This window comes from Plantactinospora sp. CNZ320 (assembly GCF_002846275.1).
In genome coordinates, this window is the sequence record NZ_PJMP01000001.1 from 4397001 (window position 1) to 4414000 (window position 17000).

The window sequence follows — 17000 nt, forward strand, 5'->3', positions numbered from 1 at the left end:
GCTCGCCGGGCTAGCCGCCGAACGCGGAGAGCCCGGTGAGCCGCTGGCCGATCACCAACTGGTGGATCTCGGAGGTCCCCTCGTAGGTCAGCACGCTCTCCAGGTTGTTGGCGTGCCGGAGCACGGGATACTCCCCGCTGATGCCGTTCGCGCCGAGGATGGTCCGGCACTGCCGGGCGATCGCGATCGCCTCCCGGACGTTGTTCAGCTTGCCGACGCTCACCTGCTCCGGCCGGAGCCGGCCGGCGTCGGCGAGCCGGCCCAGGTGTAGCGCCAGCAGATAGCCCTTCTGCAACTCGACCGCCATGTCGGCCAGCTTGGCCTGGGTGAGCTGGAAGCCGGCGATCGGCCGACCGAACTGCTCGCGGCTTCTCGCATAGTCGAGTGTGGCGTGCAGGCAGTCCCGGGCGGCGCCGAGCGCACCCCAGACGATGCCGTACCTCGCCTCGGTCAGGCAGCTCAGCGGGGCCCGCAACCCGGTCGCCGTCGGCAGTTGGGCGTCCGCCGGCAACCGGACCCCGTCGAGCACGATCTCGCCGGTAGAGGAGGCGCGCAGCGACATCTTGTGCCGGATCTCCCGCACCGACACCCCGGACGTCTGCATCGGTACGACGAAACCGCGCACCCCCTCGTCGGTACGCGCCCAGACGACGGCGAGGTCGGCGACCGGCGCGTTGGTGATCCACATCTTGCCGCCGTCGAGTATCCAGTCGGAGCCGTTCCGGCTGGCCCGGGTCGTCATCGAGGCGGGGTCGGAGCCGTGGTCCGGCTCGGTCAACCCGAAGCAGCCGATCGCCTCGCCGGTCGCCATCCGGGGCAGCCAGTGCTGTTTCTGCTCCTCGGAGCCGTACTGCCAGATGGCGTACATGGCGAGCGATCCCTGCACCGAGACCAGCGACCGTACGCCGGAGTCGCCGGCCTCCAGCTCCAGGCAGGCCAACCCGTACGCGACGGCCGAGGCACCGGCGCAGCCGTACCCGGTCAGGTGCATGCCGAGCAGGCCGAGCCTGCCGAACTCCACGGCCAGTTCCCGCACCGGTGCCCGACCGTTCTCGTACCAGTCGGCGACGTTCGGGCGTACCCGATCGGTCACCAGTTGGCCCACGACGGAGCGGATCTGCCGGTCCTCCTCGGTCAGCGAACCGTCCAGGTCGAGCAGGTCGAGCGGGGGTGTCCCGGCGGTTGCCTCGGTCATGACCGCCACCCTAGCCAGCGCGGCCCGGTCCTGGTCAGGAGGCCGTCAGCACCAGCACCCGGGCGTGGATCTGGTTGCGTTGCTGGAGCGCGGCGCGCAGCGCGCGGTGCAGCCCGTCCTCCAGATAGAGACCGCCGCTCCACTGCACCACGTGCGGGAAGAGGTCGCCGTAGAAGGTGGAGTCCTCGGCGAGCAGCTTGTCCAGCGCGAGTTCCCGCTTGGTCGTGATGAGCTGGTCGAGGCGCAGCGGGCGTGGCGGGATCTCTGCCCACTGCTTCAACGTGAGCCCGTGGTCCGGGTAGGGACGCCCGTCCCGAACCGCTTTGAAGATCACGACGGCACGCTCCCCTCCCCATGGCCGTGCTGGCCCGACCCCTTGCCGCTACTCCGGCGACCCGCCACCTGCCCGAGCCGCACCGTACCAATGACGTCCGTCAGCCTAGCGACCTCCGACGAGCTCTTGGTTTGTCCACGGATGTCAGTTTCGTTACTACCTTCGGTGACCTCGTCACGACCGAATCGGTGCAGATGTCAGCTCCAGCGCCCCCGGTGCACCACCTGCTGCACCGGCCGCCGACCGCGCCGCAGCGACGCGGAGCGATGGTCCGGAGCCGGATAACCGATGCTCAGCGCGCCGATCGGGGTGTAATCCTCCGGCACCCCGAACGCCTCCCCGAACGCCCCGGTGCGCTCCGGCGGAATGCCGAAGAAGCACGCGCCGAGCCCCGTGTCCACCGCGGTCAACAGCATCAGCAGCGCGGCGAAGCCGGTGTCGACGTACCAGTACGGCACCGGCCAGCGGGACTCGTCGCGGTCCGTCCACCCCTTGTCCGGTTCGGCGTACCTGTCGAGATAGGCGGAGCGGTTCGCCAGCGGTACGACGATCAGCGGCGCCCGCCGCATCCCGGTGAGCCACCGGTTAAGGAAGGGCCCCCGCTTATCGTTTTCGGTAGATGAAGGGCCCCCTCCTAACACCTCAGCCCGTTGCGGGCTGGTCGCCGTCCAGAACAGCTCCCGGTCCGCCGGCTCGGTCAGCACCAGGAACGCCCAGCCCTGGGCGAACCCGGCCGACGGGGCCCGGACGGCGTGCTCCAGCAGCCGGTCCACCACCTCGGGCGGCACCGGCCGGTCCGGGTCGTAGTTGCGCACCATCCGGCGCCGCCGGACCACCGTCGAGAACTCCATCGCACGCCCCTCCAGGCTCCCGCCGAGGCGTCAGGCGCCGGGCCGGATGCCCCAGCTCCCCTGCCAGGTCTGCCCCGGTTCGAGGACTATCACATCCCGACCGGACCGGAACGCGTCCGGCGGGCAGGTCATCGGCTCGACCGCCACCGAGCGCCGGTGACGGTCCCCGGTCAGGGTGTCCCCGGTGAAGACCTGCCACCAGCCGAACGACGGATCGGCCCAGATGCTCACCGCCGAGTCCGGGCCGGAGAGCGTCACGCTGGAACCCCAGTCGTGCACCAGCGCCGGGTCGAGGTCACCGAAGGCCAGGTCGAGCACGGCCGGCCCGATCCGGCGCGGCTCGGTGAAGTCGTACTCCCCGCCGGTCACCTTCGCCGCCCCGATCGGCAGCAGCCGGCCGTCCAGCAGCAGCCGGCTGCGGCCCGGTATCCGCAGCCGCAGGTCGTCCACGGCGACTCCGGGCAGCCGCAGGTAGGGGTGCACGGAGAAGCCGAACGGGCAGGGCGTCCGGCCGACGTTCGTCGCCTCGTGGCGTACCCGCAGCCCGTCGGCGCCGAGCCGCCACTCGGCACGCAGCGACAACGGCCACGGGTAGCCGATCTGGGCCGGCATCTCACAGCCCACCACCACCGCGTCCGGCCGATGCTCGACCAGCCGCCACGGCAACCAGTTGACCAGGCCGTGTATCGCGGTGTGCCGGGCCGGCTCGGTCAGCGGAAGCTGCAACTCCTGGCCGGCGAAGGTGTACTGGCCGTCGCGGATCCGGTTCGGCCACGGGGCGAGTACCTGACCGGCGCTGCCGGCCGGCAGTTCGTCCTCCGCGTACCCGTCGAGGTAGTCGACGCCGTTCGCCCGGTACGCCCGCAGCCCTCCACCGACCTCGACCACCACGGCCTCCTGGCCGGCGGCAGAGATCGTCCACTGTGCACCGGAGAGCGGCCGGGTCGCCGTTGTGACGTTGTCCATGCCGGGACGATAGCCGTTACCCGGCGGCGGCGCCCGGCTGGCCGGCTGCCGCGCCCGGCCTCGGCTCCCCGTCGCCGGCCCCGGCGTCCTCGTCCTCGGGCCGTGGCGCCCGGTAGCGCGCCAGCGCCGGGAAGAGGAGTCCCAGCAGCAGCGCGAGTACGGCCGCGGCCACCCCGCCGCCCACCCAGGCGACGCCGACCCCGAAGGCGGCGGCGGTACTGCCGGCGCGCAGGTCGCCCAGCCGTGGACCACCCGCCACCACCGTGATGTTCACGCCCTGCAACCGGCCGCGCAGCCGGTCCGGGGCGTAGACCTGCAACATCGACTGCCGGAAGACCGCGCTGACCAGGTCGGCCGCCCCGGCGACCGCGAGCAGCAGGACCGCCAGCCAGAGCTGCCGGGCCAGCCCGGCGGCGGCGATCGCCAGCCCCCAGCCGACCACGGCGCAGACCAGGGCCAGTCCCTGCCGGCGGACCCGGCTGACCCAGCCCGAGGTGAGCCCGCCGAGCACCGAGCCGATCGCGATCGCGCTGAACAGCCAGCCGACCGCCGAACCGCCGCCGAACCGCTCCTGCGCCACCTCGGGAAAGAGCGCCCGGGGCATCGCCAGCACCATCGCGATGATGTCGACGGCGAAGGAGAGCAACAGCACCGGAGTGGTGGCCAGATAGCGGAACCCGTCCACCACGCTGGCCAGGCCGACCCGCGGGCGCGCGCCGCCGTCGTCGAGCGGTGGCATCGGGGGCAGCCGGTAGGTGGCCCAGAGCGAGACGGTGAAGAGCAGCGCGTCCACGCCGTACGCCACCGGGAGCACCAGCTCGACCGGCCCGGCCGAGAAGACCAGGCCGGCGGCGAGCGGACCGAGTACCCCACCTGCGGTCGAGGTGGTGTAACCGAGGGTGTTCGCCGACGGCACCAGCGCGGCGGGTACCAGCCGGGCGATGATCGCCTGCCGGGCCGGCGAACTGATCGCGAACGCGGTCGTCTGCACCGCGACCAGCACCAGCAGCAGGATCGGGCTGCCGACCCGGAACAGCGCCTGGAGCAGCAGCCCACCGGTGGAGAGCCACATCAGCACCGAACTAGCCAGCAGCAGCTTGCGCCGGTCCACCGCGTCCGCGACCGCACCGCCCCAGAGACCGAAGAGCAACAGCGGGACGAATCCGGCGATACCCAGCAGACCGACCCAGAGCGACTCCCTGGTCAGCGCGAACATCTCCACCGGTACGGCGACCGCGGTGAGCTGGAAGCCGAACATCGAGACGCCGTTGCCGATCCAGAGCCGCCGGTACGCCGGCACCCGCAGCGGGCGTACGTCCATCGCCCATCGGGAGAACCGGCCGCCGGATCGCGGCTTTCCGGCGGCGGCCGCTTCGGCGGAATCAGCGGAGGTCAAGGTGCCAGCCGCTCAATGATCCAGTCGTCCGCACCGGCCCGACGGTAGCGCAGCCGATCGTGCAGCCGGCTCGCCCTCCCCTGCCAGAACTCCACCGTCGAGGGGACCACCCGCAGACCGCCCCAGTGCGGCGGCGGTGGCACGGGTACGCCGTCGGGAAACCGCTGCGCGACGGCCTCGAATCGGTCGTCAAGGGTTGCCCGGTCGGCGAGCACCTCCGACTGTGGGCTCGCCCACGCCCCGAGCTGCGACCCGCGCGGCCGGCTGGCGAAGTACTCCTCCGTCTCGGCCCGGTCGACCCGGTCGATCGTGCCGCAGATCACCACCTGCCGCTGCATCGGAAACCACGGCAGCAGCAGGCTGGCGTACGGGTTGAGCCGCGCCTCGGTGCCCTTGCGCGACAGGTAGTTGGTGTAGAAGACCAGCCCGCGCTCGTCGTACCCCTTCAGCAGCACCGTTCGGCTGCTCGGCCGGCCCTGTTCGTCGGCCGTGCCCACCACCATCGCGTTCGGTTCCGGCAGCCCGGCCGCGACCGCGTCGAGGAACCAGCGGTGGAACTGGGTACACCAGTCGGCCGCCAGGTCCTCCTCGGCGAGCCCTTCGGTGCAGGCGTACTCCCGGCGCAGTCCGGCCGGCGGTGTGTCCCGCATCACGTCACATCCTCGTCACTGGATCGAAGGTCGGGAACCCGCGCCGACCCGGTCGGCAGTGGGCGCACCGGGCCGAGCCGTTGCCGTCGTTTGTCGCGTGTAGCACAACCCTGACCTCTCGCAAAGTTAGTTACCCAGCAGGCAAGATGGCACGAATACATCGCTGAGTACGCCACGGGTTCACGCCGGGCACCGCCGGGTGAGCCCCGAATGCACGGACGACCGATCCAGGAGCGCGCATGTCCGACTTCAAACCGGGGCTGGAAGGCGTGATCGCCTTCGAGACCGCCATTGCCGAGCCTGACAAGGAAGGAGGGTCGCTGCGCTATCGCGGGGTCGACATCGAGGACCTGATCGGTCAGGTCTCCTTCGGCAACGTCTGGGCCCTGCTCGTGGACGGCCGGTTCGGTCCCGGCCTGCCCCCGGCCGAACCGTTCCCGGTGCCGGTGCACTCCGGCGACATCCGGGTCGACGTGCAGTCCGCGGTGGCGATGCTGGCGCCGTACTGGGGGCTGAACCAGTTCCTGGACATCTCCGACGAGCAGGCCCGGGAGGACCTGGCCCGGGTCTCGGTGACCGCGCTCTCCTTCGTCGCCCAGTCGGCGCGTGGACTCGGCCTGCCGGCCGTGCCACAGAAGGAGATCGACAAGGCGGAGACGATCGTCGAGCGGTTCATGAAGCGCTGGCGGGGCGAGCCGGACCCCCGGCACGTCAAGGCCGTCGACGCCTACTTCATCTCCGCTGCCGAACACGGCCTGAACGCCTCCACCTTCACCGCCCGGATCGTCGCCTCGACCGGCGCCGACGCCGCCGCCTGCATCTCGTCGGGCATCGGCGCGCTCTCCGGCCCGCTGCACGGCGGTGCGCCGTCCCGGGTACTGCACATGATCGAGGCGGTGGAGCGCAGCGGCGACGCCGAGGGGTACGTCAAGGGCGTACTCGACCGGGGCGAGCGGCTGATGGGCTTCGGGCACCGGATCTACCGGGCCGAGGACCCGCGCGCCCGGGTGCTCCGGCGTACCGCCAAGGAGCTGGGTGCGCCGCGCTTCGAGATCGCCGAGGCGCTGGAGAAGGCCGCCCTGGAGGAGCTGCACAACCGCAAGCCGGACCGGGTACTCGCCACGAACGTCGAGTTCTGGTCGGCCGTGGTGCTCGACTTCGCCGAGGTACCTGCGCACATGTTCACCTCCATGTTCACCTGTGCCCGGATGGGCGGTTGGAGCGCGCACATCCTGGAGCAGAAGAGGCTGAAGCGGCTGGTCCGGCCGGCGGCCCGGTACACCGGCCCCGGCCCCCGCAAGCCCACCGAGGTCGAGGGCTGGAACGCCGTCCCGCACAACGCCTGAGGTGTAAGGAAGGGCCCCCGCATATCGCTTTTTGTATATGCGGGGGCCCTTCCTTACACCTGACGGATTGTGGGGCAGAACTCAGTCGGTGCCGTGGGATCGTCCTCCGGGTGGCCCGGCGGAGGTGCGAGGATGGGGTGGCGGCAGCGTCGCCGGATCAACCGCTCGGCTCCCGGGCCTGCTCGGCCCATCGGAAGGATCTTCGTAACCGTGGCTGACGTATCGACCATTCGGATTCCCGACGAGATCAAACCCGCTGACGGCCGGTTCGGCTGCGGCCCGTCCAAGGTGCGTCCGGCGGCGGTCTCCGCGCTGGCCGACGTCGCCACGACCTACCTCGGCACCTCGCACCGGCAGAAGACCGTACGCGACCAGGTCGCCCGGCTGCGCCGCGGCATCGCCGAGTTCTTCTCCCTGCCCGAGGGCTACGAGGTGGTGCTCGGCAACGGCGGTACCACCGCGTTCTGGGAGGTGGCCGCCTTCGGGCTGGTCCGCGACCGGGCCCAGTTCGCCAGCTTCGGCGAGTTCGGCGCCAAGTTCGCCAAGTCGGTCGCCGACGCGCCGTTCCTGGGCCAGCCGACCGTGCGCAAGGCCGAGCCGGGCAGCGCGCCGTCGCTTGTCGCCGAGGCCGGTGTCGACGTCTACGCCACCCCGCACAACGAGACCTCGACCGGTGTCGCGGTGCCGATCCGCCGGGTGGCCGGTGCCGACGACGACGCGCTGCTGCTGGTCGACGCGACCTCCGGCGCGGGCGGGCTGGAGGTGGACGTCCGGGAGACCGACGTCTACTACTTCGCCCCGCAGAAGTGCTTCGGCTCCGACGGCGGGATCTTCCTCGCCCTGATGTCGCCGGCCGCGCTGGCCCGGGCCACCGAGATCAAGTCCTCGGGGCGGTACATCCCGGCCTTCCTCGACCTGGTCACCGCGATCGACAACTCGCGGCTGGAGCAGACGTACAACACCCCCGCGCTGGCGACGATCTTCATGGCCGCCGAGCAGACCGACTGGATGAACAGGCAGGGCGGGCTGGCCTGGGCCGCCAAGCGCACCGCCGAGAGCGCGTCGATCGTGTACGGCTGGGCCGAGCGTTCCGCCGTGACGACACCCTTCGTGACCGACCCGGCACTGCGCTCCAATGTGGTCGCCACCGTCGATTTCGCCGACGGGGTCGACGCGACCGCGATCGCCAAGGCGCTGCGGGCGAACGGCATCGTCGACACCGAGCCGTACCGCAAGCTCGGCCGCAACCAGCTCCGGATCGCGCTCTTCCCGGCCGTCGAGCCCAGCGACGTGGAGGCGCTCACCACCTGCGTCGACTACGTGGTCGACCGGCTCTGAGTCGAACCGTCCCTCGGGTCGGGCCGGTCGGCCGGACCGCCCGGCCCGAGTGATCAATTTCTCCAGCTCACCCGCGACATGCGGGCGCGCCTCTCCCCAACGGGTGACGGAGCAGCGTACCGTGTGACGAGGACGCCCGGGTGGCTGACCTGTGGCGTGGGGCCAGCGAGGCGGGAGGGAGGCAACGCGATGCGGCCGGTACGCTTCGTCGCCCTCTCCGAGGACGGCCAGGCCATGGTGCTCACCGACGAGGTGGGCCGTCTTCTCGCGCTGCCGATCGACGAGCGGGTGGCGACGGTTCTGCACAACGAGCCCGGCAGCGCACCACTGGCCGTGGTCGGTCCCGGCACCGAGCCGGCACCCTCACTGTCGCCCCGGGACATCCAGGCCCGGATCCGCTCCGGCGAGTCCGCCGAGGACGTGGCCCGGATCGCCGGGGTTCCGGTCGACCGGGTGCTGCGCTACGCCGGCCCGGTGCTCCAGGAGCGGGCGATGCTCGCCCAGCACGCCCGGCGCACCCGGCTGAAGAACGCGGAGAACCAGGCACCGCTCGCCGAGATCGTCGACGGCCGGCTCTCCCAGCACGGCATCGACACCGAGAAGATCTCCTGGGACGCCTACCGGCGCGACGACGGCACCTGGCGGATCATCGCGACCTGGCCCTCCGGCAAGGCCACCGCGCAGGCGGTCTGGGATCTCGACAAGGCCCGCCAGGCGGTGACGCCGCACGACGACATGGCGCAGTACCTCTGCGCCGAGCGCCCCGCGCCACTGCTCGGCCAGGAGCCCGCGCCCGAGCGCGGCGGCCACGCCCTGCCCGGTCCCTCCCGGGTGGAGCCGAGCCGTGGCGGGCACGGGCTGCCGGCCGCCGCCGGCGACCACGCCCGGCCCGTCCGGGATCCGATCCGGGCCGGCCGGGACGCGCTGCTCGCCGGGCTCGACCGGCCGCTCGGCTCGACCGCCGGTCGCGGCCTCGACCCGGCCGCGTCGATGGCCTCGCCGGACGCGCCCCGGCAACGTCCGGTCTCCGGTGGTGCCGCCGCGCTGCTCGGCGGCGGCGCCGGCTCCGCGTTCGACGACGACGCGGACGCTCCGAAGGAGGTCCCGGCGGTGCCGTCGCTGGCGGTGCTCCGGCCGCGCCGGGCCGCCAACGGGCCGGGCTCAGCCGAGTCCGGTGACACCACAGGCAAGCCGCGCAAGCGCCTGCCGAGCTGGGACGACGTCCTCTTCGGCAGCGGCCCCGCCGCCCGCGAGACCTCCTGACCCCACGCACCACCGCCGGTCCGCACGCTACGTGATCGCCAGCGCGCGGACCGCACGGCGCGGTGAAACACCACCAATCGCGGTACGCCGCACCACTCCCGGTCGGGCCGGCTGTCGGTACGCGGGCGCCGCCCCGGGGTAGGGCTACCGGTACCTCCCATCCGGGGGACTGCCGCGTCGACTGTGGACGAGTCCCTTCATAGCGTTGCCAGTGCTCCTCGATTCCGCGCCACCCGGAAAGGAACACTGATGACCTGGGTCTCTCGACTGATCGCCGGTGCGACCGTCGTCGCCGTGCTCGGCAGCAGCACATCGGTGCCGGCGCTCGCCGGAACCGCCACCTCCGACAATCGATCCGGAGGCCGGCTGAGCTTCGGTCCATGCGCGGATGCGGCGCTGGCCGAGGCCGGAGCCGAGTGCGGGGTGCTGCGGGTGCCGTTGCGGCACGCGAGTCCGGACGGCGACGACGCGGTCGACCTCGTGGTGTCCCGCATCCGGGCCGCCGACCCGGCCCGCCGACGCGGCATCCTCCTGGTCAATCCCGGCGGCCCGGGTGGCCCCGGGCTCGACTTCGCCGCCAGGTTGCGGCAGGTGCTGGGCGGGGTGGCCGAGCAGTACGACCTCATCGGCTTCGACCCACGGTTCGTCGGCGGTAGCGCGCCGATCACCTGCGGTCCGATCACCCTCCGCGATGTCGGGCGTTCGGCCGGTACGGACCGGGCCGGCTTCCTGGAGTCGGCCCGGCTGTCGGCCGACTTCGCCCGCCGGTGCGAGGAACGCAACGCCGCGCTGCTGCCGTACGCCGGCATCCGTGACGTCGCCCGGGACATGGATCGGATCCGGGCGGCCCTGGGCGAGCCCCGAATGTCGTATTACGGCGTCTCGTGGGGCGCCGACCTCGGTGCCGTCTACTCGGAGCTGTTCCCGCACCGGGTGGACCGGATGGTGCTCGACAGCGTCTCCGCGGTGGAGTCGGAGTACGCGCTCAACCAGGCGGGCGCGGGCCGGGCGGAGGCGGCGCTCGCGGAGTGGGCGCGCTGGGCGGCAGCCCGCGACGACAGTTACCGGCTCGGTTCCACCCCGGAGCGGGTCCGGGCGACCGTCCAGGGACTGATCGAGTCCCTCGCCCGGAGCCCTGTCGCTGTCGAAGGCCACCTGGTCGACGACAACATCCTGCCGTTCCTGATCCGTGATTGGTTGGGGAACGAGGCGAACGACCCGGTGCTGGCCCGCACACTGGGCGACCTCGTCGCCGCCGTCGCCGGGCGCCCGGTCACCTGGGCGCCGGAACTGCCCGAGATGCTGGGTCTGCTGGACCTGCGGGACCCGATGATCGAGAACATCCTCGCCTCGTCGTTCGGGGTGTTCTGCGCCGACCCGCGCTGGCCGGACGGTGCCGCCCCGTACTGGCACAACGTGCAGCGCAGCCGGAGCAGCCAGCCCGTCTTCGGGCCGTTGGGAAACAACGTGACGCCGTGCGCGTTCTGGCCGGCCCCGGCCGAGCCGCCGGTCAGGGTGGCACACGACGTGCCGGTGCTGATGGTGCAGGCGACGCGGGACAATTCGCCGTATCACCTCGCACTCGACCTGCACCGGCGGCTCACCGCGTCCCGCCTGCTCACCGTCGACATCCGGGCGCACGGCATGTACGCGCGCCAGATCAACGGGGACGAGGCCCTGCCCTGCGTCGACCGGACCGTCAACACCTATCTGGCGACCGGTTCGATGCCACCGGTCGACACCCGGTGCTGACCTGCTGGATTTCGAATGCCGAGATCGGCAGCGTGCTGCTCCGGTCGGTCAGGTCGGCAAGGCACGCGGTCGCGCCCCGGTCAGTGTCCCGGAGGACGCCGGCCGGGGCGGGTGACCAGCGGAACCGCGCGGTCAGAGCGGCCACGCGGCCAGCCGGTCGTACGTCGGCCGGGGGCCCAGGTGGCTGCGTACCAGCACCAGCTCGGTCGCCGGCCAGGACGGCCCGAGATATCCGTCGAGGGTACGCAGGTCCTCGTCGAGGCTCTCCCGGTCCAGCCGGTCCCCGGGGCGGGCCAGCGTGAGGTGTGGCCGCAGCGGCCGGAGGTCGAAGGGCAGCCGGGACCGGCGCAGCTCCCGCCGGACCGTCGCGCCGAGCTGACGCAGGGCGTCCACCTCGCCGAGCAGCCCCACCCAGAGCACCGTGAACCGCCCCCGCCCGAACCGTCCACCGCCGCCGAGCTGGAGCCGGGGCGCCGACCGCAGCTGCGGTTGCCCGGTCGACGGGACCGGTCCCGGTGCGCCCAACCGCCGCGCCTTCGGCCCGGAGACGGGTGACTCCTGGTCCGGGACGGTCCGTGCGGCGGCGCGCCGACGCCGTACCGGTGGGTGCCGCCACGCCTCGACGGCCCGGGAGAGTGCCTCTTCCACTGTGGGCAGCCGGTCGTCCGGCACCTCGCCGAGGAAGGCGACCGTGACGTGCAGGGTCGACCGGGCGGTCAGCCGTACGTTGATCCCGGTGTCTGCCGCCGCACCGATCCGGAGCCGGCGGGTCTGCGCGACCATGTCGTCCAGCGCCTCCGGCGGTGGATAGACGGCCACGAAGAGCCGCATCTCAGCACCGTTCCGGGCGGCGGTGCGGGGTGGACGGGCGGCTCAACCGCTGCCCTGCCGCGGACCGGCCTGCGGGGAGGCCAGGATCAGCCCGGCGGCCTGCAACTCGCCCTCGACACGTACCCGTTCGATCTCCAGGTCGATTCCGTCGAGATCGCCGAGATGCTCGGCCACTCCCAGGCACCGGCTGGCCAGACGCAGCCGGTCGTCGTACGCCTCCAGCACGGCGTCCTGCCAGAGCCGGGACCGTCCGGCGACGCGCAGCCGCTGGTCACCCAGCCGGCGCAGGTCGGCGGCGATCCGTTCGATGGTCGGATGGTCCACCCGGTCCAACTCGGTGAGATCGGCCCCGGTGCCGGGCGACTCCACTTCGAACGTCCGGTCGAGCCGCTCCATCGTCCGCCGCGACCGGCGACCGTCCCGCTGGTCGGCGAGCCGGCGGGCGAGCCCGTCGATCAGCTCGTCGGCGCAGATCAGCGCGGCTATGACGACTGGCAGGCTGGCGATGGCGAGAAGGGCCAGCGGCAGCGCGAATGCATGCACGATGGCCACGTTCTCCGACGCTAACCGGCAGTACCCCGACCCGCCACCCGTTTTGCAATCAACGAACATTCATCGGGTAGCCGGAGCGAGTGCCAGGCGCAGCCAATCGACGGCGGCCCGGTCGCCGGTCCAGCTGATCGCGTCGTCGGCGAAGCGCCGCCAGAGCCAGAGCAGCAACCGCTCCGGGTCCGCACTGATGGTCGCCACCGGCCCGGCCTCGGGCGGCGGATCGTCCGCCGTCCGGGCGGCCACCGGTGCCCGGGCGACCCCGGCCCGGTCGGCGGCGACCGTCGCACCCTCGGGGCCGAGCCGGACCTGCCAGCTCGCCGGTCCGGTGGTGACCAGCACCCGGATCGCGGAATCGGGGAACACGTCGGCGAAGCGTTCGGGCCAGCGCCGGCTGCCGTAGCCGAGGAGGATCCGCAGCACCTCGTCGATGCCGTCGGCGGCCAGGTCGGCGGGAATCTCCGCCACGGGCTCGGCGACCGCCAACTCCGCGTCGACCCGGTGCACGAGCGTCTCCTGTGTCATCCGCCGGAGCCAGAAGCCGACGGTCTGGTCCGGGTCGTACCAGGTGGGGGCGAGCGCGGCGGAATCCCGGCTGTCGAACTCGGCGCCCAGCGCGAGACATGCCCGGTCGAGCAGCGCCAACGGCTCCTCTGCGGAGACGTCCGGCGGCCACGACGACGGAATCCGCCCGGTTCGCATGCACTCCACCTTGTGCAGGTAGACCGTCGCGACGTGCCGGAGCAGGTCGGCGACGGTCCAGCCCGGACAGCTCGGCACGGCGGCGGCCAGATCGGCGGAAGCGACCTGCCGCAGCCGGGCCTGGTCGGCGGCCAGGCACTCCAGAAGTCGCACGCGCAGCATGAGGCCAGCTAACCAGAGGGATCCGACACCCGCAGGGCGCCGCGCCATCGACCGACGACGCTCGACGGCGGTCGATGGCGCGACGACGGCGGCGACGCTCGATTGGACGGCGGCGGGCACGGCGACGGCGCCGCACCCGGTGCCTCACATGTCGGCCGGGTGCACCACGTAGAAGCGGGGCAGCGGGAGGATGCGCAGCCGCAACCGGGTACCGGTGCGGTGCAGTTGCCAGATCAGCGCCGTACCGGCGGTGGCCAGCGAGATCAGTCCGCCGATCCAGATGCTCGCGCCGGCACCGAAGTGCTCGGCGATCCAGCCGATGATCGGCGCGCCGACCGGGTTGGTGCCGAGGAAGACGAGCACCCAGAGCGCCATCACCCGGCCCCGGAACGCCGCGTCGACACCGAGCTGGACCCGCTGGTTGGACGCCTGGGCGAAGAAGACCATGAAGAAACCGGTGAGCGGCAGCAACGCCACCACCAGCCAGTACGTCGGAGCTAGCCCGACCAGAATGCCGCAGACGCTTGTCGCCACGGCGGCGCCCAGCACCACCCAGACCGACGGCCGGCTGCGCCGGCCGCTGCCGGCCAGTGCCCCGGCGAGCGCGCCCACCGCGAGCGCGGTGGTGAAGAGGCCGAACGAGGCGGCACCGGTGTTGAAGGTGGTCTTGGCCAGCGCCGAGAGGGTGAGCTGGAAGTTGAACAGGGCCAGCCCCATCACCGACATCAGCACCATCGGCAGCACCAGGTCGGAGCGGCGGGCGACGTACCGGAGGCCGTCGATCACCCGGGCGGAGCCGCGCTCGGCGAGCGGGAGCAGTTCCTCGCGGTGCAGCTCGGTCGGGCGCATCAGCACCACGCAGATCACCGGAGCGATCGAACTGACCGCGCTGACCAGGAAGACCGGGCCGACGTCGAAGAGGGCGATCGCCACCCCGGCCAGCGCGGGGCCGACGATCCGGGCCGAGTTGAAGGTGGCGGAGGAGAGCGCCAGCGCGTTGGGCAGCAGCGGGGTACCGACGAGTTCGGAGACGAAGGACTGGCGTACCGGGGTCTCGACCGCGTTCGCCACCCCGAGCAGGCCGGCGAAGACGAAGACGTGCCACAACTGCACCACACCGGTGAGGACCAGCACGCTCATGCCGAGCGCCAGCAGACTCCAGGTGCAGTTGGCGACGAACAGGAGCAGCCGCTTGTCGTACCGGTCGGCGAGGCGGCCGGAGAGCAGTGTGAGCAGGAGCACCGGGGTGAACTGAAGTGCGATGACCACGCCGAGCGCGGAGGCGGAGTTGTCCGAGAGGTCCAGGACCAACCAGTCCTGTGTGGTGAACATCATCCACACGCCGATCAGTTTGATCAGCTGACCGGTGGCGAAGAGCCGGTAGTTGCGAACCTTCATGGACTGGAAGGTGGTGCTCAGCTTTGCCCGCACTCGGAGTGCGCCTCCTCGGGTCGTACGCGTCATCCCGACCTCCGGCCTCGACATTGCGGCCGGAAGGTCCTAGCGGACGAAGCGGACCCGGACGTCTGCGGCGATCAGTCGCGCGCCACCTTCTGCAGGATCTCCGCGGCACGCTGGAGCGCGTCGCGTTCCTCTGGGCTCAGCTCGGCGAGCCGGACGGCCAGCCACCTGTTGCGGGCCCGGTCGAACTGGGCGAGCATCGCGCGGCCGGTGTCGGTGGTCGAGAGGATGACCTGTCGACCGTCGGTCGGATGGGGTGTGCGCTGCACGAGGCCGCGCTCCTCCAACCTTGCGACGATCTTGGTCATCGTCGGCGGCTGGACCCGTTCGGTGTCGGCCAGCTCGCGTGGTGTCAGCGCGCCGGCCAGCTCCAGGCTGGTCAGCGCGGAGAGCTGGGTCCCCGTGAGGTCGCCGACCGGCCGGGTCTGTCGTACCCGTCGGTTGAGTCGGGTGATCGCGTCGCGCAACAACGTCGCGAGCTGCGCCGGTGGCATGTGCTTCGCCATCACCGTCCACTCCGTCACGGTCGTTAGCTTAACTAATAAGCTTGGCTAACGACCACCGACTATGACCACTGTCACCGGGCCTCCGCCCCGTACCGTCCCACAGGCTAGAACAGCACAGTCTCGATCGGGCCGCGCAGGAAGTAGACCACGAAGAGCGCGGCCACCCCGTAGAGCAGCGGGTGCACCTCCCGGACCTTGCCCCTGGCCAGCTTGACCAGCACGAAGCTGATCACACCGGCCCCGATGCCGTTCGAGATCGAATAGGTGAACGGCATCAGCACGATGGTCAGGAACGCCGGGATGGCGATCTCGTAGTCGTTCCAGTCAATGGTCTTCACCGCGGTCATCATCAGGAACCCGACGATCACCAGTGCCACCGAGGCCGCCTCGAAGGGCACCACCAGGACCAGCGGGGCCAGGAACATCGCCAGCAGGAACAACCCGCCGGTGACCAGGTTGGCCGCCCCGGTCCGGGCACCCTCCGCGACCCCGGCGGCACTCTCGATGTACGACGTGTTGCTCGACGTACTCGCCGCGCCGCCGGCCGCCGCGGCGATCGAGTCCACCAGCAGGATCTCCCGGGTACGCGGCGGCATCTTCTCCTCGTCCAGCAGCCCGCCCTCCTGGCCGACCGCCACCATCGTGCCCATGGTGTCGAAGAAGTCCGTGATCAGCAGCGTGAAGACGAACATCAGCGCGACGAGTACACCCGCCCGCTGCCAGGAGCCGAGCAGGTCGAAGTGACCCAGCAGGGAGAGATCGGGGGTGTCCACCACCTTGTCCGGCAGCGCCGGCACGTTGAGCGACCAGCCGGACGGGTTGGGCTTCCCGTCCACCATCGACGGGCCGACCTTGGCGATCGCCTCCACCACGATCGCCAGCACGGTCGAGGCGAGGATGCCGATCAGGATCGCGCCCCGCACCCGGCGTACCACCAGCACCAGCGTGATGAGCAGCCCGAGTACGAAGACCAGCGCCGGCCAGGTGACCAGCTTGCCGCCGATGCCCAGCCCGACCGGCACTGTGGTGTTGGCGGCGTCCGGGACCCGCCGGACGAACCCGGCGTCGACCAGTCCGATGATCGTCAGGAACAGCCCGATGCCCACCCCGATCGCGGTCTTGAGCTGGGTCGGCACCGCCCGGAACACGGCGGTACGCAGCCCGGTCAACACCAGCACGGCGATGATCACACCTTCGATCACCACCAGACCCATCGCGTCAGCCCAGGTCATCTGCGGTGCGATCTCGTACGCCACCAGGGCGTTGACGCCGAGCCCGGCGGCCAGTGCCAGCGGGAATCGGCCGACCACGCCCATCAGGATCGTCATCACCCCGGCCACCAGGGCGGTCGCCGCCGCCAGCGCGGCGATGGGCAGCCTCGCATCGTCCCCGTCGACCGCGTTGCTCAGGATCAACGGGTTGAGCACCACGATGTAGGCCATCGTGAAGAAGGTGGCGAGCCCGCCGCGCACCTCCCGACCCACAGTCGAGCCGCGTGCCGTGATCTCGAAGTACCGGTCGAAGGCGTTACCGCCGGTGGGCCGCCCGGGCAGCTTCGTAGGGATCTTGTCCATCGGGTCCTCGCAGGGGGTTACGAGTGATCGGCTGATCGTTGATCGAGGCATCGTCCCAGATCAGCGGTTACCAGCAAAGACCTTCCCGGTTACCACCACGTACCAGTACGCCCGTACTCTGGAG

16 protein-coding genes are annotated in these 17000 nt (G+C 71.5%); 4 read left to right on the forward strand and 12 right to left on the reverse strand.

The features are described 5' to 3' along the window. Positions 1–10: 10 nt before the first annotated feature. The 6 genes from CLT71_RS19485 to pdxH form a co-directional block, all read right to left on the reverse strand. Positions 11–1195, reverse strand: a complete 1185-nt coding sequence (locus CLT71_RS19485) for an acyl-CoA dehydrogenase family protein (RefSeq protein ID WP_101371600.1) — start codon at positions 1193–1195, stop codon at positions 11–13. Between the two features lie 34 nt (positions 1196–1229). Next, positions 1230–1529 (reverse strand): type II toxin-antitoxin system VapB family antitoxin, encoded by a 300-nt coding sequence (locus tag CLT71_RS19490; protein WP_101368366.1) that lies wholly within the window; start codon positions 1527–1529, stop codon positions 1230–1232. A gap of 197 nt (positions 1530–1726) precedes the next feature. Then, positions 1727–2380 carry a nitroreductase family protein gene (locus tag CLT71_RS19495; protein ID WP_101368367.1) on the reverse strand — a complete coding sequence of 218 codons (654 nt, stop codon included), beginning with the start codon at positions 2378–2380 and terminating at the stop codon, positions 1727–1729. Between the two features lie 30 nt (positions 2381–2410). Then, on the reverse strand, positions 2411–3346 hold the full coding sequence (locus CLT71_RS19500; RefSeq protein WP_101368368.1) for an aldose 1-epimerase family protein: 936 nt from the start codon (positions 3344–3346) through the stop codon (positions 2411–2413). Between the two features lie 16 nt (positions 3347–3362). Further along, positions 3363–4667, reverse strand: coding sequence for an MFS transporter (locus CLT71_RS19505; RefSeq protein ID WP_101368369.1), 1305 nt, complete (start codon positions 4665–4667; stop codon positions 3363–3365). A 71-nt stretch (positions 4668–4738) separates the two neighbouring features. Next, complete coding sequence (gene pdxH / locus CLT71_RS19510; RefSeq protein ID WP_101368370.1) at positions 4739–5392, reverse strand: pyridoxamine 5'-phosphate oxidase; 654 nt, start codon at positions 5390–5392, stop codon at positions 4739–4741. A gap of 239 nt (positions 5393–5631) precedes the next feature. Between pdxH and CLT71_RS19515 the strand changes: the two genes are divergently transcribed. The 4 genes from CLT71_RS19515 to CLT71_RS19530 all read left to right on the forward strand — a co-directional run bounded on the left by CLT71_RS19515 (position 5632) and on the right by CLT71_RS19530 (position 11091). Next, entirely contained in the window at positions 5632–6738 is a 1107-nt protein-coding gene (locus tag CLT71_RS19515; RefSeq protein WP_101368371.1) for a citrate synthase 2, read from the forward strand. A gap of 210 nt (positions 6739–6948) precedes the next feature. Continuing rightward, positions 6949–8076 (forward strand): phosphoserine transaminase, encoded by a 1128-nt coding sequence (serC, locus tag CLT71_RS19520; protein WP_101368372.1) that lies wholly within the window; start codon positions 6949–6951, stop codon positions 8074–8076. 189 nt (positions 8077–8265) lie between these two features. Further along, positions 8266–9339, forward strand: a complete 1074-nt coding sequence (gene sepH / locus CLT71_RS19525) for a septation protein SepH (protein WP_101368373.1) — start codon at positions 8266–8268, stop codon at positions 9337–9339. A gap of 249 nt (positions 9340–9588) precedes the next feature. Beyond that, on the forward strand, positions 9589–11091 hold the full coding sequence (locus CLT71_RS19530; RefSeq protein WP_199187653.1) for an alpha/beta hydrolase: 1503 nt from the start codon (positions 9589–9591) through the stop codon (positions 11089–11091). A 132-nt stretch (positions 11092–11223) separates the two neighbouring features. Here the strand turns inward: CLT71_RS19530 and CLT71_RS19535 are convergent, their stop codons facing one another. The 6 genes from CLT71_RS19535 to CLT71_RS19560 form a co-directional block, all read right to left on the reverse strand. Beyond that, on the reverse strand, positions 11224–11922 hold the full coding sequence (locus CLT71_RS19535; protein ID WP_101368374.1) for a 2'-5' RNA ligase family protein: 699 nt from the start codon (positions 11920–11922) through the stop codon (positions 11224–11226). Between the two features lie 42 nt (positions 11923–11964). Then, a complete protein-coding gene (locus tag CLT71_RS19540) occupies positions 11965–12474 on the reverse strand; it encodes a hypothetical protein (protein WP_101368375.1) in 510 nt (169 codons plus the stop codon). Between the two features lie 60 nt (positions 12475–12534). Continuing rightward, positions 12535–13326 (reverse strand): maleylpyruvate isomerase N-terminal domain-containing protein, encoded by a 792-nt coding sequence (locus tag CLT71_RS19545; RefSeq protein WP_199187654.1) that lies wholly within the window; start codon positions 13324–13326, stop codon positions 12535–12537. Between the two features lie 153 nt (positions 13327–13479). Further along, complete coding sequence (locus tag CLT71_RS19550; protein WP_101368377.1) at positions 13480–14766, reverse strand: MFS transporter; 1287 nt, start codon at positions 14764–14766, stop codon at positions 13480–13482. A 104-nt stretch (positions 14767–14870) separates the two neighbouring features. After that, positions 14871–15320, reverse strand: a complete 450-nt coding sequence (locus CLT71_RS19555; RefSeq protein ID WP_199187655.1) for a MarR family transcriptional regulator — start codon at positions 15318–15320, stop codon at positions 14871–14873. An 86-nt stretch (positions 15321–15406) separates the two neighbouring features. After that, positions 15407–16876 carry an NCS2 family permease gene (locus CLT71_RS19560; RefSeq protein ID WP_101368378.1) on the reverse strand — a complete coding sequence of 490 codons (1470 nt, stop codon included), beginning with the start codon at positions 16874–16876 and terminating at the stop codon, positions 15407–15409. Positions 16877–17000: the final 124 nt, after the last annotated feature.